General features: G+C 39.6%; 22 protein-coding genes, 1 pseudogene and 2 riboswitches. Of the genes and pseudogenes, 4 read left to right on the top strand and 19 right to left on the bottom strand.

All coding sequences use genetic code 11. The annotated features are described in order from the left end of the window. From ACIQXQ_RS09560 to ACIQXQ_RS09535, 6 genes are all read right to left on the bottom strand, one after another. Entirely contained in the window at nt 1-858 is an 858-nt protein-coding gene (locus ACIQXQ_RS09560) for a CAP domain-containing protein (protein ID WP_402956877.1), read from the bottom strand. A 464-nt stretch (nt 859-1,322) separates the two neighbouring features. After that, nucleotides 1,323-1,766 carry a FixH family protein gene (locus tag ACIQXQ_RS09555; protein ID WP_402956875.1) on the bottom strand — a complete coding sequence of 148 codons (444 nt, stop codon included), beginning with the start codon at nt 1,764-1,766 and terminating at the stop codon, nt 1,323-1,325. Nucleotides 1,767-1,784: 18 nt separating this feature from the next. After that, entirely contained in the window at nt 1,785-3,197 is a 1,413-nt protein-coding gene (locus ACIQXQ_RS09550) for a sensor histidine kinase (protein ID WP_402956873.1), read from the bottom strand. Continuing rightward, on the bottom strand, nt 3,187-3,879 hold the full coding sequence (locus tag ACIQXQ_RS09545; protein ID WP_402956871.1) for a response regulator transcription factor: 693 nt from the start codon (nt 3,877-3,879) through the stop codon (nt 3,187-3,189). The genes ACIQXQ_RS09550 and ACIQXQ_RS09545 overlap by 11 nt, the downstream gene beginning before the upstream one ends. A 5-nt stretch (nt 3,880-3,884) precedes the next feature. After that, the gene (locus ACIQXQ_RS09540; protein WP_402956869.1) at nt 3,885-4,847 is read right to left on the bottom strand and encodes a YncE family protein; all 963 of its coding nucleotides are present in this window, start codon (nt 4,845-4,847) and stop codon (nt 3,885-3,887) included. Between the two features lie 103 nt (nt 4,848-4,950). Beyond that, a complete protein-coding gene (locus ACIQXQ_RS09535; RefSeq protein WP_402956867.1) occupies nt 4,951-5,235 on the bottom strand; it encodes a hypothetical protein in 285 nt (94 codons plus the stop codon). 102 nt (nt 5,236-5,337) lie between these two features. Here ACIQXQ_RS09535 and ACIQXQ_RS09530 point away from each other — a divergent pair, with 102 nt between their 5' ends. Next, nucleotides 5,338-5,580, top strand: a complete 243-nt coding sequence (locus ACIQXQ_RS09530) for a DNA alkylation repair protein (RefSeq protein ID WP_402868932.1) — start codon at nt 5,338-5,340, stop codon at nt 5,578-5,580. A 57-nt stretch (nt 5,581-5,637) separates the two neighbouring features. On the opposite strand, the pseudogene ACIQXQ_RS09525 reads toward ACIQXQ_RS09530, so the two are convergent. From ACIQXQ_RS09525 to ACIQXQ_RS09495, 7 genes and pseudogenes are all read right to left on the bottom strand, one after another. After that, nucleotides 5,638-5,784, bottom strand: a pseudogene (locus ACIQXQ_RS09525) (DUF2188 domain-containing protein); the annotation flags it as partial. A 62-nt stretch (nt 5,785-5,846) separates the two neighbouring features. Continuing rightward, nucleotides 5,847-6,773 (bottom strand): CobW family GTP-binding protein, encoded by a 927-nt coding sequence (locus ACIQXQ_RS09520; RefSeq protein WP_402868934.1) that lies wholly within the window; start codon nt 6,771-6,773, stop codon nt 5,847-5,849. 127 nt (nt 6,774-6,900) lie between these two features. Further along, nucleotides 6,901-7,434: a cupin domain-containing protein gene (locus ACIQXQ_RS09515; protein WP_402868936.1), complete on the bottom strand. Its 534-nt coding sequence runs from the start codon at nt 7,432-7,434 to the stop codon at nt 6,901-6,903. Between the two features lie 21 nt (nt 7,435-7,455). Continuing rightward, entirely contained in the window at nt 7,456-8,082 is a 627-nt protein-coding gene (locus tag ACIQXQ_RS09510; protein ID WP_402956865.1) for a methylthioribulose 1-phosphate dehydratase, read from the bottom strand. 2 nt (nt 8,083-8,084) lie between these two features. Beyond that, entirely contained in the window at nt 8,085-8,741 is a 657-nt protein-coding gene (locus ACIQXQ_RS09505; RefSeq protein ID WP_402868939.1) for a 2-hydroxy-3-keto-5-methylthiopentenyl-1-phosphate phosphatase, read from the bottom strand. Between the two features lie 2 nt (nt 8,742-8,743). Then, the gene (gene mtnW, locus ACIQXQ_RS09500) at nt 8,744-9,976 is read right to left on the bottom strand and encodes a 2,3-diketo-5-methylthiopentyl-1-phosphate enolase (RefSeq protein WP_402956863.1); all 1,233 of its coding nucleotides are present in this window, start codon (nt 9,974-9,976) and stop codon (nt 8,744-8,746) included. Nucleotides 9,977-10,132: 156 nt separating this feature from the next. Further along, a riboswitch (SAM riboswitch) is annotated at nt 10,133-10,290 on the bottom strand. Nucleotides 10,291-10,405: 115 nt separating this feature from the next. Further along, on the bottom strand, nt 10,406-11,590 hold the full coding sequence (locus ACIQXQ_RS09495; RefSeq protein ID WP_402868943.1) for a pyridoxal phosphate-dependent aminotransferase: 1,185 nt from the start codon (nt 11,588-11,590) through the stop codon (nt 10,406-10,408). 100 nt (nt 11,591-11,690) lie between these two features. Here ACIQXQ_RS09495 and ACIQXQ_RS09490 point away from each other — a divergent pair, with 100 nt between their 5' ends. The 3 genes from ACIQXQ_RS09490 (at nt 11,691) to mtnA (ending at nt 15,035) form a co-directional block, all read left to right on the top strand. Continuing rightward, nucleotides 11,691-12,473, top strand: a complete 783-nt coding sequence (locus ACIQXQ_RS09490; RefSeq protein ID WP_402956977.1) for a carbon-nitrogen family hydrolase — start codon at nt 11,691-11,693, stop codon at nt 12,471-12,473. 73 nt (nt 12,474-12,546) lie between these two features. Further along, a riboswitch (SAM riboswitch) is annotated at nt 12,547-12,699 on the top strand. A gap of 71 nt (nt 12,700-12,770) precedes the next feature. Continuing rightward, entirely contained in the window at nt 12,771-13,976 is a 1,206-nt protein-coding gene (gene mtnK, locus ACIQXQ_RS09485; protein WP_402869862.1) for an S-methyl-5-thioribose kinase, read from the top strand. 12 nt (nt 13,977-13,988) lie between these two features. Continuing rightward, nucleotides 13,989-15,035: an S-methyl-5-thioribose-1-phosphate isomerase gene (gene mtnA / locus ACIQXQ_RS09480; RefSeq protein WP_402868945.1), complete on the top strand. Its 1,047-nt coding sequence runs from the start codon at nt 13,989-13,991 to the stop codon at nt 15,033-15,035. A 525-nt stretch (nt 15,036-15,560) separates the two neighbouring features. Here the strand turns inward: mtnA and ACIQXQ_RS09475 are convergent. From ACIQXQ_RS09475 to ACIQXQ_RS09450, 6 genes are all read right to left on the bottom strand, one after another. Continuing rightward, on the bottom strand, nt 15,561-17,018 hold the full coding sequence (locus ACIQXQ_RS09475; protein ID WP_483878329.1) for a lmo1851 family serine protease: 1,458 nt from the start codon (nt 17,016-17,018) through the stop codon (nt 15,561-15,563). A gap of 269 nt (nt 17,019-17,287) precedes the next feature. Beyond that, nucleotides 17,288-17,992, bottom strand: a complete 705-nt coding sequence (deoD, locus tag ACIQXQ_RS09470) for a purine-nucleoside phosphorylase (RefSeq protein WP_402868949.1) — start codon at nt 17,990-17,992, stop codon at nt 17,288-17,290. 221 nt (nt 17,993-18,213) lie between these two features. Continuing rightward, a complete protein-coding gene (locus tag ACIQXQ_RS09465; RefSeq protein ID WP_402868951.1) occupies nt 18,214-18,384 on the bottom strand; it encodes a YozD family protein in 171 nt (56 codons plus the stop codon). Nucleotides 18,385-18,554: 170 nt separating this feature from the next. After that, complete coding sequence (locus ACIQXQ_RS09460) at nt 18,555-19,154, bottom strand: hypothetical protein (protein ID WP_402956861.1); 600 nt, start codon at nt 19,152-19,154, stop codon at nt 18,555-18,557. Nucleotides 19,155-19,265: 111 nt separating this feature from the next. After that, nucleotides 19,266-19,394 carry a hypothetical protein gene (locus ACIQXQ_RS09455; protein ID WP_402956859.1) on the bottom strand — a complete coding sequence of 43 codons (129 nt, stop codon included), beginning with the start codon at nt 19,392-19,394 and terminating at the stop codon, nt 19,266-19,268. A gap of 408 nt (nt 19,395-19,802) precedes the next feature. Further along, complete coding sequence (locus tag ACIQXQ_RS09450; protein ID WP_402956857.1) at nt 19,803-20,306, bottom strand: hypothetical protein; 504 nt, start codon at nt 20,304-20,306, stop codon at nt 19,803-19,805. Nucleotides 20,307-20,453: the final 147 nt, after the last annotated feature.

The following is a 20,453-nucleotide window of genomic DNA, read 5'->3' as shown; positions in this document are numbered from 1 at the left end:
TTATTTACCGATGAATTGTTGAGTCCAGTAGTTACCTGATTCTACATATCCAACACCGATATGAGTAAAGCTTGCATTCATGATATTTTCACGGTGGCCTTGGCTGTTCATCCAAGCTTCAACCACTTCTTCTGGTGTTTGTTGACCTTGTGCGATGTTTTCTCCAGCTGATGTATAACTAATTCCGAATTGTTTCATCATATCGAATGGAGAACCGTACGTGGGGCTATTATGATCAAAATAATTATTGTCTTTCATATCTTGAGACTTCGCACGGGCTACCTTGCTCAATTCTGTATCAATTTCAAGAGCTGCTAGACCTTGTTTTGCTCGCTCAGCATTTGTTAGTGTAACTACTTCTTGTTCAAAAGCACTTAATTCTGAGCTTGTCTCTTTTTGTTCCTCATTTGTTTTCTCTGTCGTTACTTCTTCTGTTGCCTCAGGTTGTGCTTCTGGCGCTGTTACTTCTTCTGTTGCTTCAGGTTGTGCTTCTGGTGCTGTTACTTCTTCTGTTGCTTCAGGTTGTGCTTCTGGTGCTGCTACTTCTTCTGTTGCTTCAGGTTGTGCTTCAGGTTGTGCTTCTGGTGCTGCTACTTCTTCCGGTGTTTCAGCTTTTGCTTCCGGTGTTAATTGTACTTGCTGTACTAATTGTTGGAATGCGAAGTGTGAAGTTGGCATTGCAATATTATACTTAGCTAAGTATTGTTCAAGTACTTTTTGTATATCTTCCTGATTGATAGATTTATATGTTACTTGTTTCACAGTTTCACAGCTTGCCGCTTCAGTTTGGCTAGCACCCGCTCCTGTAAAAATTATAGCTGCAGCTGCTGCTGCTGATATGAACATTTTCTTTTTCATTTGTATTTCCTCCCGTTAATTCATTGATGTGTCTTGGCTCTGGAAATATCATATCATGCATTTTTTGTAATAAAGGCACCATCAATTTCCAATGCCACATCTAACAACAATTGATCGGAAGGAATATTATCCTAGTTTCATAGTCATAGAGATAAACCTTATTCTATCAATGTTTTGCTATTTCTTACATATTCATATATTTTCCATGATTTTTTTGTCAATGGAAGATACGTATTACCATTACCATGGAATACTAATAACTTTTAGTTGACAACTTGTATAAACCCTTATTGATATGACTTTTTTTACTTTTATATTACAAATATTTCGTATGAAACACATTTATAATGTTCCTTTTTCTTTATTTTTTTGAAAAATAATGAAGATTCAATAGAATTGAAAAAAGGTTCGAGTTTTACCGAACCTTTTTTCACTACGAGAAATTGTGACAAAAAAATTTATTTTCAATGATCACTTTCGTCATGATCCATCTCATCCATATTTTTGGAACCACCATTTTCCTCGGGTGAGCTTGGAGTTCCGATTATGAATTCCTTCTTAGGCATATTGTGCATATCCCTAGCCGTTACATGGGCATATACATAATAAGTTCCTTCTTCATTAAACGCCTTTTCCAATTCATAGATTCCATTTCCTTTATGGGTGGCGGCTATTTTTTCATGATCGTCACTATTTGCCAGCCATATTTCAAAGCTCACATCATCTGCATCCTTCACTTCTTCTTCACCATAGGTCACTTTTGCCTTGAATGTTACAGGCTCGTCCCTTTCCCCTTTAGTAGGTTCGACCGTTAGATCTACATTCAGCAGTTTTGGAATCTCCTCTTCTTTACCACAACCAGCCAGTAGGGCTAAAGCTACACACATTACAATCATCATTTTTTTCATTGCCATTCCCCTTTTTTATTAATTCCATTCATCTACTATAGTCGGTAGCACTATGCTAACTTTTGTACCTATCTGTTCCTCACTTTCTATAGTAATTTTACCTTTTTGCTGCTCAACCAATTTCTTGACGATGGAAAGCCCCAGCCCCGAGCCCCCATCAAATCGGCTTCGTGCTTTGTTTACTCGATAAAAGCGTTCCATCACATGGGGGAGATCTAATGCCGGTATTCCTCTTCCAGTATCTCCGATGATTAGTTCACACACTCCTTTTTGCTGGGTCAATGTTAAGTAGATGGTGCCCCCCGTTTCCGTATATGTAATGGCGTTATCCAGGATATTATGAAGAACTTGTTCTACTCTTCCTTCGTCACCCATAATAATCGGGTCAGGATCTAGTTCAACCTCCAACCGGATTTGCCTTTCTTTCATAATAGGCTCATATTTAACCAACACTTCTTCTATGAATTGGGCAAAGGCAATTGGCGTACTATGAAGACCACTTTGTTCACTGTCCAACTTAGCTAAATTCATTAAATCCCTTAAAAGTTTTTGCAGCCTTTGCGTTTCCCTTGAAATGAGTTGAAGGTATTTTTGTTTTTCTTCTTCATCTTTCACAATGCCATCCTTAATGGCCTGCGTATATCCTAAAACGTAGCTCAATGGTGTTCTAAGCTCATGTGCTACATTTTCGAGGAATTCTTTTTTTCTTTCTTCTTCTAAATAAATGGACTGTGCCATCTCATTGAATGCTTGAGCCAAACTCCCTATTTCGTCTTGGCTCTTGACTTGAAGCTTAATATTATAATCACCATCCGAAACGCGATTGGCAGCGTGTTCCATTTCCTTGATCGGCTTGACCAACTTTTTCAACCATTTTGTCATAAAGAAAATCACAACAATTAAAAATAAAAATACGGCCCCCAACCATTTTGCTGCAAACTCTCTAAGTAAATCGGTAATCGAATCAACGGGAATATATGTATAGATGATGCCTTCAAGGCGATCTCCATCGTTTAAAGGAATAATTGCCGCTACAATATTCTTATCGAACCTTTTCTCATACCCTTCTTTTTCTACGGCTTGTCCGGCCAATAGGAGTTGCCTTTCTTCTTCTGAAATGAGGGTGTCATAATCGATTTCAAAGGGCAGGCAAGCACTTAATTCCCTTGGGTTGCTGACAACAAAGACTTCACTATCATTTTTACTATTGAACCATTCTACCTTTTCCACGAAATCTTCAGTGATTTCCCCTCCGGAATAGTCCACACCAAGCAAGCTGGCTTCATTAACTAAATCTGTTTTAATTTTTTTTACATATAAGTTTTTGTAATAATATTGTGATAGCGAGTATGCGAATAGAACCGATAGAATAATTGCGGCAATAATCGTTACCCATATTTTAATAGATAGGGACGGTCGCTTATTCCACATGTTTTTCCTCGATTTTATAGCCAATGCCCCATACCGTTTGAATATAGTCGTCAGTCTTCAATTTCATCCTTAACGTTTTGATATGGGTATCTACCGTACGTAAAGAACCGCCATATTCTCCGCCCCAAATGTTCTCGAGGAGCTGCTCGCGGCTCAGCGCTTGATTTTGGTGACGGATGAGGAATACGAGCAATTCAAACTCCTTCAATGTCAATATCACTTGCTTCCCCTCTAGAGACACAGTTCTGGAATCAAGGTTGACGTTAATTTCACCCAGCTGAATGCTATTTGTATCTTCTCGTTTCAATGACATTTTCCCTGCTCTGCGTAGTACCGCTCCAACCCTGGCCACCAGTTCACCTGGATTAAAAGGTTTCACCAAATAATCATCGGCACCTATCCCTAATCCTTTTACCATATCCCATTCCTCACCTTTTGCACTGACAAAAATGATAGGGACTTCAGATTGTGAGCGGATTTTTTCACATATGGAAAAACCGTCCATTTCCGGCATCATGATATCCATTAAGATTAAATCTACATCATGAACTTCAAGCAGGGATATAGCCATTCTCCCATTATCCGCTTGAAGACATTTATATCCTGAGTTAAGCAAATACATTTCTACCAAGTTACGCATATCTTCTTCATCATCAACGATTAAAATGGTGTAATGATGCATGTTATCTACTCCCTAACCAACATTTGAAATGGACCTTCACCGACTTTTGCCGTTTTCTTGACCTCCATGGTTTCAGTATCCACTATATACACTTCATCACTGTCATACCCTGCCACTATCAAATCCCCCTTGAAGTTTCCCATTTCAAAAGGATTGACACCTACAACAAGGCTCTTGATCACTTCATATTTGTCATTCAATTTATATAAAGAACTTGAACCATGACTCAGAATAAAAATCCCGTCATCATTTTCAATGAATTTTATTGGCATAGTCGCCGCCTTAATCCTTTTCTTCAACTTTCCCGTCTCTGTCGAATAAATATAGAGATTTTCTTCTACCTTTTTTCCCTCACCATGACCGCCTATCCAAATTTCTTCATTTTCCTCCCTTACTAAAGCGCCTGTGGAGGAACTCTTTATCGTAAACTCCCGATCAACTTTTTTTGTTTCAAGATCAATCACCGAACAGATGGTATCCCCAAAATTAACGACAAATAAATTATGTGATTGCTTCCCTTGAAGTACGGTTAAGGGGCTTTGACCAACCCTGACCCTGTCTTGCTCCTTGCCTTCTTCATCTAAAAAGGAAATGGAATGATTCAATTGGTTGACAGCCACAATCCCCTTGTCTTCTTCTAGCATAAGCATATTGACGATCCCCTTCCCTGAATTCCAGCTGTTTATGTGTTTACCAGCGGATAGGGAAAAGATTTCAATCGTCGACATCTCCTTTCCATACAGAAGGAGCGTATCTTTGTCCGCTAAGAGCAAAGCTCCTGTAAAGGGTTCAGAAATATCCCAACTGGCAAAGCGCTGATAGTTTTCATCCAGGAACGTCAAGCTTGTATTTTTAATGTTGACAGTAGCCAAAAAAGATTTATCCAGGTTTATTTTGGTATACGTTTCATTGCTGTCGCATCCACAAAGCAGGGCAACGGCAAGCAAAAGGGGAATGACCCGCATCATGACTTTGACTCCTCATTCGTTTAAAAGCTATTTTCAAATATTCTAACAATAAAATGTGAAAAAAGTATGAAGCAAAAAAGAAAAATGATGAACAACTCCCGCTTCACTTTGAAGCCAACAGTCGTTCCTGTACCGCATGGTAAGCTGAAATGATTGCTGTCTTTTCTGCATCGGTAAGAGAGGATTCCCTCACCCGATTGACACTTAAATGAAATTTATCATGAATTGGCTTCCTTGCCCGAGGATGGGCATTTTCATCCAAGAGTTCACGTCGGATAAGTTCTGACAGAACTTTTGACGGTTCTTCTTCCCCCTTCAATACCCTCCTGTTATTCCATAGGCTTAGATAAGCCTCCAATATTGTCTCATCATTCATTAAATTTTTCATCCATTTCCCTTCCATCCATTACTAATTTATACATATTAAAAATTATCTTCGTAAAGACTATAAGTATATTTTAACTTTATTACTTCTAAAGGAGTGAGTGAATTGTCTCAAGTATATCGTTGTCCGAATTGCAGGACAAATAAATCCCGTTTCAATCTCATTGAACAGGTTCCCACCCCTGTTAAGAAAGATCCGCAATCCGGTGAGATTGTCGAACAGTACTCAAATGATGCCCTTCAGCCGTTTCACCTAGCCTATAATGGTCCTGAAGTTCGAGTACAGTGCGCAGCATGTGGGCTTATTGAAGATGAGAAAACATTTGCAGCTTTTGGACTGCAGTCATAAAAAAATCAGGCCCATGCTTTAAGGGGCCTGATTTTTTTATTCTTTTCCGACTGCCATTTTTGCTCGATCAATGGCGATTGGAATAGCTTTCCCGTCCTCATATCCTTCATCAAGTAAAGCGTTCGCTATCTCAATGGCTTTTTCACGGACATCTGCATCAAGATTTTTCATTGAATTAGGATAATCGCTTTTGTTCCACGGCATCCATAACCACCTCCTCGATAACTAGTCCTCCTCTTTTCCCGGTTTCGATTGGTGGTAAACGCCTATATCGCCGCTTTCACTTCCAAAGCTTTTAACTCATTGATTATCTTCTCTTTATCCAGTTTTTCGCCGATTATGACGATATTCAAAGGCATTTTAATCATTTCATTCATATACAATGGCATCCCATAAGAATATTGGAATAAGTAAGGATGCTGCGAATGCGTGAAGGAAAGATATCCTTTCATCCTGTATACCGTTTCAGGGAGGGCCCTGAGCCAATCCTCAAAGTCGGTTTGATTAATGGTCCCTGTAAAAGTATGCACGATTGCACTTAAATGAAGATGGCTATGTACTTCGAGCTTTTGATGGTTTTTATGTTGGTTCCTATGCATTTGTTGCAGGGAACCTATAGATACGGCTGCATATTCCGTCAATAAACATACGGCTTCTGGATTCAACCCCTGAATGGAATAGATGAGTTGGGATGCTTCCATTTCACTTACCAAATCCGCTTTATTTAATAAGATGAAATCTGCGTGGTGTATTTGCTCGGACAACAACTGTCTAAGCTGTGGCGAGAGCTGTTCGCGGTCACGCCACCTCAATAAATCGACCACCGTGATAATCCCTTTATACTCTAACTTATTAGCAAAAAATGGTGACATGATTCCATCGAGTACTTCTACTGGATGTGCTGCACCTGTTGTTTCAATATAAACGGCATCTAGATCATTTTCGGTCAACAATTCTTGCAGCTGAATTTCAAGCTTGTCCTGAAGGGTACAACAAATGCAACCATCAAACAATTCCTTTAACGGTACGTCATCGCCAATCAAACCACTATCCACCGATACACTGCCAAGTTCATTTAAAAGCACGGCCACTTTTCTACCCGCTTCACTTTCCTGCTTTAATATATTTCGAAGAAGCGTCGTCTTCCCGCTACCGAGAAAGCCGCCTAATATATATACTTCGGTCGTTTTCATTAGTATCTTCTCCTATAATGTACACGATTTTTATTTCCGTTAAAATTTTATCATACTTTTCCCGCTTAAGCACCCTGCGGGGCCACATAAAAAAACCAGCCCGAAAGCTGGTTTTTTCACACTTTTATTATGCCTGAACTTCATCTTTTTCATATATCGGAACCCAGCCGGCCGCTGTAACGAAAATACGGACCGCGACTGTTCTTCTATCTTCCGCTAGCGTGAAGTAGTGACGAGTCGATTCAGGTACGCTGATCAAATCTCCAGGGTTAAGTCGGACATCGAACCATTTTCCCTCGCTACCCTCGATGGCGAAGATACTCGTTCCCCCAGCGATGAACCGTACCTCGTCATCTTCATGATGGTGTTCCTGCTTGAAGTTCTGCAACAATTGGTCCAAATTCGGATTGGAATCGGATAATGTGATAATATCATGCGCTTTATATCCTCTTCTTTCCGAAATTTCTTTAATCTCTGACTGGAAAGCATCAAGAATCTCTTGTTTATCTTCATCCGTAAGATCATATTTTTCCACCAGATGGGCTGGCAATTTTGAAATATCCCATTGTTCGTAAATTACGCCTTGAGTCTCTAAAAAGCTCTGAACCTCTTCATTTGTTTCAATTACTTCATTTGTTTCTTGGAATCTAATTGTAGCCATTATTTTTCCTCCTTTATATTTTTAGCTGAGCGAACCTGTCAATATCTTTTGCTGGTTAAGTAACAGCTGATATTGAAACAGGAATTCACATGCTTCTAAGATTTTTTTTGCTTCCAACCCGCTTTTTCCCCATACGGTTATACCATGATTTCTGATAAGCACCGCTCCTGAGTCTGCATCGACATAGGGACTGAATGTCTCAGCCAACAACGGAATATCTGCATGGTTATGGATGATGGGTATCTTCAATTCTGCATCTTCCTGCCATCGTCCAGTAGCCTTGATAATTTCATGATGACAAAAAGTCACTTCCCCAACTTCACTATATAACTCGGAAATCACGTTATTTTCTACTGTATGGACATGGAGGACGCAATTGGCATCCGTTTTCCGATAAATCTCTGTATGAAGAAGAGTTTCAGCGGAAGGTCTGAGCTCGGTCATTTCGACTGGTTTTCCTGACAAATCCACCAAAATAAAATCGGAATCTGTCTGCTTGCGTTTATCCTTGCCACTTGCGGTTATATAAAAAGAAGGGCTATTAGCCTCACGGATCGATAAATTTCCACTCGTCCCCATGAACCAATCTCTCTCGGCTAGTTCTCCCTTTATTTGCGCTAGTTCCTGCCACTCTTTTGAAGCTGTCACCCTTACACCTCCTGCATTTTTTTTAGAATATCAATCACATCATGGAAAGTTTCAAACTCTTTATGGGGAATGGCTTCTGTGCGGCACTTTTCAAGGAGCCTGTCACGGGCAATAACAAAATCTGCCTGTTTAGCCGCTTCAAAGTCGGTAACGGAATCTCCAATCACCAATTTATACTGATCCTTTGTAGAAAGCTTTCTCATAATCGTAGGTTTACAGCAACCACACCCATGATTACATTGGTCATCACAAGTATGCGGCCACTCAATCATAATTTCTTCCTGACTGAAGTCGGCATGATTACAGTAGACATTCTCTACAGGTAAGAGGTCATTCAAAAGAGGTTCAACGAAAAAGTCCATTCCACCACTGACAATATAGAGAGGAATATCTGATTTTTTTGTAAATTCCACAAAATCACTGAACCCTTGGCGAATACCCGCTGTCTCCTTCACATATTGAATGATGTCCTCCTTTAAATCGCTATCCAGCAGGGAAAACATTTCCCCTACACCGTGGGAAATGCTGATTTTTTGCTGAAGAACACCATCTTTTAATGCCTCCCAGCCGGGCGGGGCAAACTTCTTCATGATTGAGATGATATTATCCGAGTTGGTGATCGTTCCATCAAAATCACAGAAAATGATCGGTTTGACCATGATTATAGCCCTCCCCATAGGGCCAGTGCTTTTTGAAGTTCCTCATCTTCCTCAGCCGCGATTGACAATGATTTTCCGGAAAGGACAGCTTCTACTGCGGAACGGAAGGCCTTAGCTCCGCCTTTTGCACCATCCGGATGACCATGGACGCCCCCACCAGCATTGATCACACTTTCTATCCCAAAATCCTTGATGAGATCTGGAACCATGCCAGGATGGATACCTGCCGATGGAACCGGGAAAGTCCTTTTCCAAGATGTTTCATTTCTCGTCAATCCTTCAGCAATCGCCAATGTCTCTGCTTTATCGAGTGCCACATTTCCGTATGGAGAGGGAAAGAGGGATAAATCTGCACCTGATATCCTCACCAGTTTTCCAAGGAGAAGCGGATAGCTGAGTCCATAAAATGAAGATGAAGCTAATGCTCCGCTATATGCCGGATGAGCCATGATCGGTAAGTTGATCCGGTCATTTTCGCGTAAAGCCTGTAGAACATCCAATCCATATGTATGAACATTAAATAACAAGGCATCTGCGCCGGCTTCGGCTGCCAGTTCAGCTTTATCCAATAGTTCTAGTGTTTTTCCTGACAGGTTCACAGCATATAAGGTTCGATGTCCCGTTGTCTCATAGATACCTTTCAAAATGGCCTTTCCGGTTTTGACTCTATCGATGAAAGGCGTCTGATCTTGGTCAAAAAGAATCTCATCGTCCTTGACAAGATCGACTCCTCCCAATGCCTGTTGCTCCAATTGTTCATTATGAAAGGCGAGGTCTCGACCTAACACACCTTTAAAAATACTCATCACTAGGGGGCGGTCAAACACATCAATTTTTTCCCTGATCCCACTAATTCCGAATCGAGGACCTGGAAAGGCTTTTTGAATATCGCCGACAAAGTCCAAATCCATCAATTTGATTTCCCCATCCAATGACAATTTACCGAATACTGTCGTCAAGATAGCCGGTAGATCATTAGAAAAATTACCTGCCGGGTAGGCAATCCTGATTGTTGAACGGTACACTTTTTGACCGAAATAGAGATTAACTCGCTCTTCTTCGGGAAGGGGTGTTACGGAAACTACCCTACCTTTATGTTTTTCCAGTTGCTGTTGTACCAAGTGAGGAAGTTCAGTCCATGTCCCTACAGTCAATCCTAACGCAATGCCTTCTGCTTTTTTCTCATGCTCTCCTTTGAAGTCATGAAGTAAATACGTAGCGATTATTTCGCTCATCTGATCACTCCCAATACGTAAAAGTCATTCTTAAAGTTGTCATTGTTGGTCTTTCCTTTAACAAGCTTCTAACCATCTGCGAACAAAGTTGCACTCCAATTCTCTGTTAAAAATGTAAAAGCCCCTTCCTAAAGAAGAGGCTTTGAAAAAGCCATCTTCTTATCTCCCAGCTCTATAGCTGCAAGAATTAGCACCGTGCCTTACGGAATCAATAAAATGATCCGGCGGTATTATCTCCGCCCCATTTCACAATGGTATTACAGTCGGTTGCTGGGCTTCATCGGGCTAGTCCCTCCACCTGCTCAAAATAAGAAAATGCTATTATATTTTCGTTTATGTATCTTAACTAAAAATTTAGAATTCTTTTTTATATTCTTTCACGCAATTCATACTTTGTCAATAGGTATAATGTTCAAACTATTCAATATCTCACTGATTTTCTTTGAATATATTCAATGTACGAATTCTTTCTACCGCTTCTTGGAGTCTGTCTTCTGAAGTGAGAAGTCCCACCCTGACGTATCCTTCACCAAATTCACCGAAACCATTTCCTGGTGCAACTGCTACATGGGCATGTGCCAGTAAATGATCTGCAAAGCTCGCTGAAGTATATCCTTCAGGGACCTTTAGCCAAGCAAAGAAGGAAGCATCTGGAGCCTGGACATCCCATCCAATGGATCGTAACCCTTCGATAAATACATTTCGTCGTCCTTCGTACATGTTCACGAGTTCCTTCACACACTCTTGTGAATCCAGTAAGGCGCATGCCGTGGCTTCTTGTATTGCGGGAAAAAGGCTGACGTAAAGATGATCCTGCAATAATTCAAGCGATTCGATGACACTCTGGTTGCCAACCGCAAAGCCAACCCTCCACCCCGCCATGTTATATGTTTTAGAAAGGGTGTAAATTTCTATCCCCACTTCTTTTGATCCTTCTGCTTGAAGGAAGCTTACCGGTTTTTTCCCATCGAACCCAATTGCACCATATGCGAAATCATGGACCACACATATCGAGTGTTCTTTTGCCATGGAAACCGTTTCTTCGAAGAATTCTGCTGACGCCGATGCTCCTGTGGGATTATTGGGATAATTCAAGAACATCATCTTCGCTTTGTCAAAAACCTCTTTATCTATTTCCTTATAATCGGGAAGAAAATCATTTTCTTCGGTCAAGGGCATAATTTCCGTTTTAGCTTGGGCTAACGCTACACCTGACAGGTAATCTGGATAGCCCGGATCAGGCACTAAAATTGTATCGCCTGGATTCAACAAGCATTGCGGTAATTCGACTAGACCAGCCTTTCCACCGAAAAGAATCGCCACTTCCGTTTTAGGATCTAGCTTGACGCCATATTCACGTTCATAAAAGAGGGCCGCAGCTTCTTTTAAATAGGGAAGCCCCCTAAAAGGAGAATATTTATGATTCATGGAATTTCCTGCTGCTGTCTGCAGGCTCTTCACGATATGTTCAGGAGTCGGTTGGTCTGGATTTCCCTGCCCAAGATTAATGACATCCTTGCCTTCTGATGTTATGTTATTAACTTTTTCGACTAAAGAAGCAAAAAACTGCTTTGGAAGCTCTTGAAGAAGTCTGGATTTTTCGAATTGCACCATCTTTGCACCTTCTCTGAAATTTCTTGAAATTATAGTCACAAATGATATATGTTTATCTTAATCTTGTAAAGTACTTTTTTACATATGGAGGTTTTAAATGATGAAATGGAAAATCGCCTGTTTACAAATGGACATTGCCTTTGGACAGCCAGATATAAATTTCCAGGTGGCAGAACAATGGATTGAAAAAGCTGTACAGTCTAAACCGGACATCGTCATGCTGCCGGAACTATGGACAACCGGCTATGACTTAACGAGATTACATGAAATTGCAGACGAAGAAGCAGAACAAACCATTACCTTTCTAAAAGCCCTTGCAAAAAAACACCGAATTAACATAATCGGTGGCTCGATTGCAAAGAAAACTAAGGAAGGCATCTATAACACAATGCTCATCATCGATAAAGAAGGCAAACTGGTTAAAGAATATGATAAACTCCATCTGTTTCAATTGATGGATGAACACCATTACTTACAACCTGGCAAAAAAGACGGCTTATTCTCCCTCGATGAAAAGATTTGCGCCGGATTCATTTGCTATGATATCCGTTTTCCGGAATGGCAACGGGCCCATACGGTACGAGGTGCGGAGGTTATCTTCGTGACCGCCGAGTGGCCAAAGCCTAGGCTCCATCATTGGAGGGCACTGTTAATCAGCCGGGCAATAGAAAACCAAGCCTTCGTTGTGGCTGTGAATCGTTCCGGTTCTGACCGAAATAATCATTTTGCCGGACATTCCATCATCATCGACCCGTGGGGAGAAATCATTTGTGAGGCTGGTGAAGAAAAAGAACTTCTACTCGGCACCCTTGACTTAGAAAAAGTAGGAGAAGCAAGAAATAAAATACCCGTTTTCGAAGATCGGCGGCCGGAGTTTTATTAATTTACCATTGACAAACTATTTGAAATATTGATATCATTCATTCGAGATTAATTTTCTGAAAATAAATACAATACTCTTATCAAGAGCAGGCTGAGGGATAAAGGCCCTATGAAGCCCAGCAACCGACTGTAATACCATTGTGAAATGGGGCGGGAATTCCGCCGGATTATATCCACAGAGCACGGTGCCAAATCCACCAGAAAGAATTCTTTCTGGGAGATAAGAGGTTCGAAGTGAAGCTTCTGCCTCTTTCTATGGGAAAGGGGCTTTTTCATATTTTTTAATGTACTTGGAGGGATAACAATGACTCAACCATCAAATTTCAAGCTATTGACAAACGAAACGGCAATTGACCTAACGAAGAAACTTGGGTTACTGCATTCAGATGACTCATTACTATGTAATGAAATCGGTGACGGAAATTTAAATTATGTTTTTCACGTTACAAATCCCGTAACAAATAAAGGAGTTATCATCAAACAAGCAGTTCCTTACGCAAAGGTTCTTGGTGAAAGCTGGCCATTGACTTTAAAAAGATCGGCTATCGAAGCGAATGCATTAATTCAATTCAGAAGCTATTGTCCCGAACTTGTCCCACAAGTCTATTATTCTGATGAACAGCTTGCAATCACCGTCATGGAAGATTTATCACACTTGAAAATCGCCCGGACCGGATTAATTGAAGGAGATCATTTCCCTCTATTATCCAAACACATTGGTGAATTTGTTGCAAAGACCGCTTTTTATACGTCTGATTTTCATTTGGAACCGGCAGCGAAAAAAGAGGTTGCCCGGAACTTCACGAATCCAGAACTCTGCAAGATTACTGAGGTTTTCATTTTCACGGATCCTTTTTTGGAGGAACATCCAGGCGAGTTTGAGCTTGAGTTGCTGGAGGCTGCCAAGTCTATATGGAAAGATGCTGATTTAATACTGGAAGTGGCTAAGTTAAAACAAAGCTTCGAATCCGAGCAGGAGGCCCTTCTTCATGGCGATTTACATACGGGAAGTATATTTGCAAGTGATACAGAAACAAAGGTAATTGACCCTGAATTCGCTTTTTATGGTCCTGTTGGATTTGACCTTGGACAATACATGGCGAATCTCCTATTCCAGGCAGTAACACGCGAGGCCACTGGGAAGGAAGAAATCTTTACTCATCTTCAGGAATTTTGGAATACATTTGAAGAAACATATACGAACCTGTGGAATTCTGAAAATAAAAGTCCTTACAGTAAGATCGAAGGTTATCTTCCATATGTACTCAACAAGTTTAAAGGTGATGCATATGGCTTTGCAGGATGTGAACTAATTCGAAGAACCATTGGCCTATCTCATGTTGCTGATTTAAATGGCATTGAGAATAAAGAAACTAGAATTACAGCTAAAACGGCTACCTTGAAAATCGGGGCCCATATAATCAAAAATCGGAAAGAACTGAATATTCCAGCAGTGATAGAAGCCGTAAAGCAATATACATTGCCTTCCTATTCAGCCCTATAAGGAGATATACATATGACAACTACAACGCCACTACCCTATTCCGTCCAATGGAATGATACCCATATTACCTTATTGAATCAACAGGCCTTGCCATCAAAAATAGAATTCATTGAACTTTTTACGGTTAAAGATGTATATGACAGCATCTTGACCTTGAAGGTCCGTGGTGCCCCCGCTATCGGGCTAACTGCAGCATTTGGCGTTGCTCTTGGTGCAATCCAGGAAAATACCACGGATTTATGGCAATTTAAACACAATGTCACGAAACATGTTACTACACTCGCTTCTTCAAGACCAACAGCGGTCAACCTTTTTTGGGCACTGAAAAGAATGGAGAATACTCTACAAGCAGCCAATAGCATCGCTTCAGCCAAAAGCGCTCTTGTTGCTGAAGCAAAAAAGCTATTTTCAGAGGATGTGGAGATGTGCCGAAAAATTGGTGAATACGGATTGTCTTTATTCAACGAGGGTGATTCTATTTTAACCCATTGTAATGCTGGGGGGATAGCCACTGCACGGTACGGAACAGCCCTCGCACCTTTCCACCTGGCCCAGGAAAGAACCTTTCCTATAAAGGTCTATGCCTGTGAAACGAGACCTGTCTTGCAAGGGGCACGACTCACCGCATGGGAACTTATGCAAGCTGGAGTGGACGTTACATTAATCTCGGATAATATGGCAGCCCACACCATTCATCATAAAAAAATCGAAGCCATTATAGTCGGAGCAGACCGTATTGCGGCAAACGGTGATACAGCCAATAAAATTGGTACATTGGGTTTGGCGATATTAGCTAAGCATTACGATATTCCTTTCTATGTAGCAGCACCATCAAGTACATTCGATTTATCTCTCGAGTCGGGTATCTCCATCCCAATCGAAGAAAGGAATGGGGATGAAATCACTTCTATACAAGGAGTCAGGATAGCACCAGAAAATGTGAAGACATTCAATCCTGCTTTTGACGTTACGCCCCATTCTCTTATTACAAGCATCATTACCGAAAATGGCATCATTTCACCTGATTACAGGAGTAATATCCCGCTTTTTGTAAAATGAAATTATTTATAAAGGATTAATCAAGGGGCTGTCCCAAAAGGTGTAATTACACACCGAAATTGAATAAATAGTAAAAGGCAGAAACGTTGATTTAACAACATTTCTGCCTCTTTGTTTTTGCGAAATTCACTGGAATAAGGACTTATTAGACAGCCCCTTCATTCTTTTCACGATTAACCTTGGAAACCCATTCAGTTGCTCCTGTTATATTTATTCTGACGAGGTTCTTTTTGATAGATATAATCGCAGAATTTAGTCAGAGTGGCATCTAGCCTTCTTTGATTTTTCTGCCGCTTTTCGGTAGTAATCATTCTTAGCCTTGTATGAAAGTTCATGTTCCTCAAGCAGGGTTTACCGCTCGTTTTCTTCAAATTCTACTTCATCATGGATACCCTTCCATTCCCCACCCATTGGTACTTCTTCCATGGTCACCTTATGGATTACACACACACCTAAGTCAAGCATACGAAAAACGGCCCATCAGCAATAAATGCTTGCTGATAGGCCGCTTGTTTTTATAAAAGATTATTTGATTTTCTTTTTCAATACTTCCACCGCTTTTTTCACTTGAGTATCATTTTTAAGGATTTTATCCCTAATGACTTCCATCAATTTAACGGTTGTATCGTCTTTAATGACACCTGTTTCTTTGATCTTATGATCCTTTTGGAATTCCTTGACCGCTACCTTTGTTTCTTCATCGAAATACTTATCCACTTTTCCTGGATTATACCCGGCTTCTTTCAGCATTTTCTCCGCTGCTTCTACTTCACTCGAGGAATCCGATACTTTCAATCCTTTATCAGGAGAGATATATGGAAGATTGGCATACTCGGGAAGCTTGACTTTTATATCCGGTTCAATCCCTTTTTTATGGATCCAATTGCCTTTCGGAGTCAGCCATTTTTGTGCTGTATACTTAAAGTTGGAACCATCATCAAAGTCTGCGGCTTTTTGCACGGTCCCTTTCCCGAATGATTTTACCCCTACAAGCTGAATACCCGCAGATTCACTAACAGCGGCGGCAACGATTTCAGATGCACTTGCACTTCCATCATCAATTAATACGACCACTGGTAGCTTCAACTCACCATTATTCTGGGATTTATAGACTTCTCTTTTTCCTTTTCGATCCTCGACCTGAAGGATGACTTCCCCATTCGGGATAAATAAGTTTGCCATCGCGATCGCTTGGTCAAGCAATCCACCCGGATTTCCACGTAAGTCCAATATTAGGCCTTTCATCTTTTCTTTATCCATGTCTTCAAGTGCCGTATTCAGCTCTTCCACCGTATGCTCAGAAAAACTTGTAACCTGCACTTTGGCAATCCCATCATCAAGCATCTCTGAATAAACCGTTTCAATCGGAATGGTATCACGCTTAATGGACAAAGTAATCGGTTCCTTTTCACCCGCCCTTGAAATGGCAAGTTCCACTTTTGTTCCCTTTTTCCCCCTGATTTTCAAGACAGCTTCCGAAGAACTTAAGCCATCAAGGCTTTTGCCATTGACACTTAGTATAATATCATTAGGCCGGACTCCGGCTTTTTCAGCTGGTGATCCTTTAATAGGGGAAACCACCATGATCTGTCCATCCTTCTCTTGGATTTCAGCACCTATTCCTTCAAAGGAAGAAGAGATGCTCTCATGGAAACTGGAGGCTTCTTTCTTATCCATATAAGAGGAATAAGGATCATCCAACGATTCTATCATTCCATTTATAGCTCCATCCACGAGCGTGTTCTCATCGATTTCTTCATAATAATTATCTTTGATCGTATCATATGTAGAATATAACTTTTCAAATTCAGGATGATTACTCGGTGCAAGTGACTCTACTTTTTCATCGCCAAAGGTCAACGCGATTGTAGTTATCCCTGCTGTCAAAAATATGAGTAAGAAAATCCCCATAATAAACGTAAACTTTTTTATTTTCACAATTTTGCCTTCATCTTTGGGCTGTTGTTGATTTTCTTCTTCCACTGAAGCCTCACCACTTTCATTCTTCATGACAATATTAACTAATACATCCTATTTTATCAGCTTTCTAGCAAATCGGAAAACTTTAGTTATCAAATTTTTTGAATGATATGTAAGTGCCTACCATCTTGCTCCAATCCAGCTTTCTTATAGAGACCAATTCTTTATCCACATTCTATTTACGTGCAAAAATACGGACTCCGTGGAATAGAAGAAACTAAATATCTTAGTTTCTTCTATTCCTGGCTACCCGTAAATGATAACGTTTATAGTCAGTCTTGAATCGCTGCCTCTAAAGAAACCTCAATCATCTCATTGAATGTTGTTTGGCGCTCTTCGGAGGTTGTTTCCTCACCTGTTAAAAGATGGTCGGAAATCGTTAAAACGGATAATGCTTTACGACCAAACTTAGCAGCAAGTGTATATAATGCAGCCGATTCCATTTCTATAGCAAGGATTTGGTACTTGGCCCACTTTTCCAATTCACTATTATCATTATAGAATTGATCTGCGGTAAATACGTTTCCGACTTTCAATTGCAACCCTTTGTCCACCCCTGCATCATAAGCTTTTTTCAATAAATCAAAATCAGCAGTAGGAGCAAAATCAACGCCACCGAATGTCATGCGGTTCATTTGTGAATCTGTAGAGGCACTCATAGCCAGGATTACATCTCTGACCTTCACATCTTTTTGAATGGCACCAGCTGTCCCAACCCGGATAAGTTTTTGGACATTATAGCTATTCATCAATTCATTTACATAAATCGAAATCGAAGGGACACCCATTCCTGTACCTTGAACGGAAATACGTTTTCCTTTATAAGTTCCTGTATACCCAAACATATTACGAACTTCATTGTATAATTTAGCATCCTCTAAAAACGTCTCAGCAATATATTTTGCACGTAACGGATCCCCAGGAAGCAAAACCGTTTCCGCAATTTCATTTTCTTTAGCACCAATATGTACGCTCATTCTTAAAATTCCCTCCTTGAAGTGGTTGAAATGACATTCCCAATTACTATAACATACCAACCCCATATTAGGAAAATAGAACTTCTTTATCTACTGCAGGAAGTAGGATATAACACTCTTTAAGTGATCGGTGGAACGCAGCAAAACGGCGGAAACCCGCCGTCTTTTTAGTTGATTTTAAGGAGTAATGGCAAGAAAACTGCCCATTGATTGATGATACATCATTCATCGACTTCCTCATCAATAATGCATTTTTCAAGAAGGTATTCGAATGTGATGTCAGCAAGATCTTCAACTTCAGATTCTTTTGGAAGATAGCCCCGCTTTAATAATTCTTGGTAAAAGAATTCCGCTATCTCTTCAGTATCAATAAAAACCTCAATTTCTCGCAAATCATCGCCCCCTTAATTAAAGATGTATGAATGTATAGGTATAAATATGCCAGTAGGGCATTTTCTCTCAAAACTTACGCATATCCTACACTTTATTCGTTGATTCAATTTCTTAGAGATGAGTCTTCATCGGCTCGTGCTAAAGTGTATACATCCCTTTTCGAGACCTTTTATTTCGTATGCTCTTTTTTGTGACCTGGGTAAATTTCTTCCGCCGCCTTCTCAATTTTAGCAAGAGCTATTTTCATGATATGTTGATATTCATCATCGCCAAATTGATGAAAAAGCTTACAATAATCATTATATAAATCCAACAGTCCATCAATCATTTCCATTTTTTCATTTTTTGTCATAGTCATATCTCGCTCACCTTTACCAGGGTTGTTTTGTTTAGCAATGATAGTAAGCTCGTTATTCTTATTAGAAAGGAGCAGCCCCAATTTTTGAATGATTGCATCTGCACGTTTGGCATCGGCTACTAAAGTCAATTCTTCTTCATGCGCTTCCAGCCATTCCCCATCGGAGATACGTGATAATTCATATATCACATCTTCCCAGGCATTCTCTTTATAGCGCCAAATCTCCGTTCGATAGCCAATTATCTTAAAATAATCATATTCATATCCATCGACCTGGACTAAATCACCGATAATATATTTATATTCGATATCGATTTGTTCCTGTTGATAAAGGATTTCTCCTTCGTATTCAGTTATAGACTGTAATGTCTTTTCAATATATAGGCCTTCGCTGTAATTTACTTCATACACATAAGAACCATCGAGATATTTTATATCTGTTAATATTTTTATTTATCGGCTTAATGAAACACTGATACCAAAGGATTTAAAAGAAAAACTCGTTCTAAATTTTAGAACGAGCTACACTTTTTTATTATCTTTCTCTTTATTATCATTTGTTGAATGAGAAGTTCTGGTGGTCAAGTCCACCAAGCGTTTTGCTATCAATTTATAATTCGGTTCATTTTCAAAAGTAACTCCGTAGTTCATGATGTTTTCACCTCAGAATAAGATATGTAGACACTTCGTCTGAGGTTCTTATATCTTGCCGAATCAATTTGTAAAGCAGTAATCAAAATATTTTACTTTGAAAGATCAAGACATAGTTAATTAACCCATTCTATTCAAATCAGCTACAATTTTATATTTATCTTTTCATCTTTTCATAACTTCTTTCAAATGACTTTCTTCTATATAGATAACTTTTACTTTGATACCACCATTACCTCTCTAACTTAAATAACTTCTCCATCGAGAAAGTGTTCAAAAACATTAGTAACTTTCCTTAGTTCCTCCCATGAAGTGTTAAAATCTGTTTAGTAAACAGAAAAAAGACTGGTTTACACCAGTCTTACTCCACTTTACTTTTTTTAATTAACTAGACTTATTGTCAATTAATTAGCCTCTATTCTTACATAACTTTATAAGCATTTCTTTTTCTTCTTCTGTTATAACCTTAGGATTTAATGTTTTGTCCTTTATTGCCTCTAGCTCTCCGATTCCTGCTAATTTTTTACTTTCAAAGTAATCACTGTCGGCGTTATAAGATGTAATTTTTTCCATTAAATCCTTATTCAAAACTAATGGGATAGTTAAAACCTTCGAATGTAACCTACTTCCGATTATAATAACTTCATCTTCCTTAGCACTACAATTTAAAGAGTCAATTTCTTGATCATTTTCACCTTTGATCAATATTTTTTCAACGTAAAAATAGGCAGTAATATATCTTTTATTGTCTATTCGTGCATTGAAGAAAATGAAAGAGCCTATATCTAAATTGTTTCTAATACTATTTCCATTCTTATTGCTGTTCCCGTATACAATCTGAGTAAAATTGGGATCTACATGTCCTTCTTTTGCCTTTTCAGCACTATAAGTAACAATCATATGTTTGCTCATATTTTTTATTCCCCCTTTCGAACCATTTTTTCGGTAACATAATCCAATTTATCTTAACATTGGCAGAGGTATAAAAATAGACTAAACCTTATCTTTATTTAATAGATTGAGGGAAATATGTAAGCATTGCGCCACCTCATTCTCTAC

This window comes from Peribacillus sp. NPDC097198 (assembly GCF_044762055.1).
In the GTDB taxonomy this organism is placed as follows: Bacteria; Bacillota; Bacilli; order Bacillales; family DSM-1321; genus Peribacillus.
Note: the sequence above shows the minus strand (reverse complement) of the source record. Positions and strands in the feature narration are given on the sequence as shown.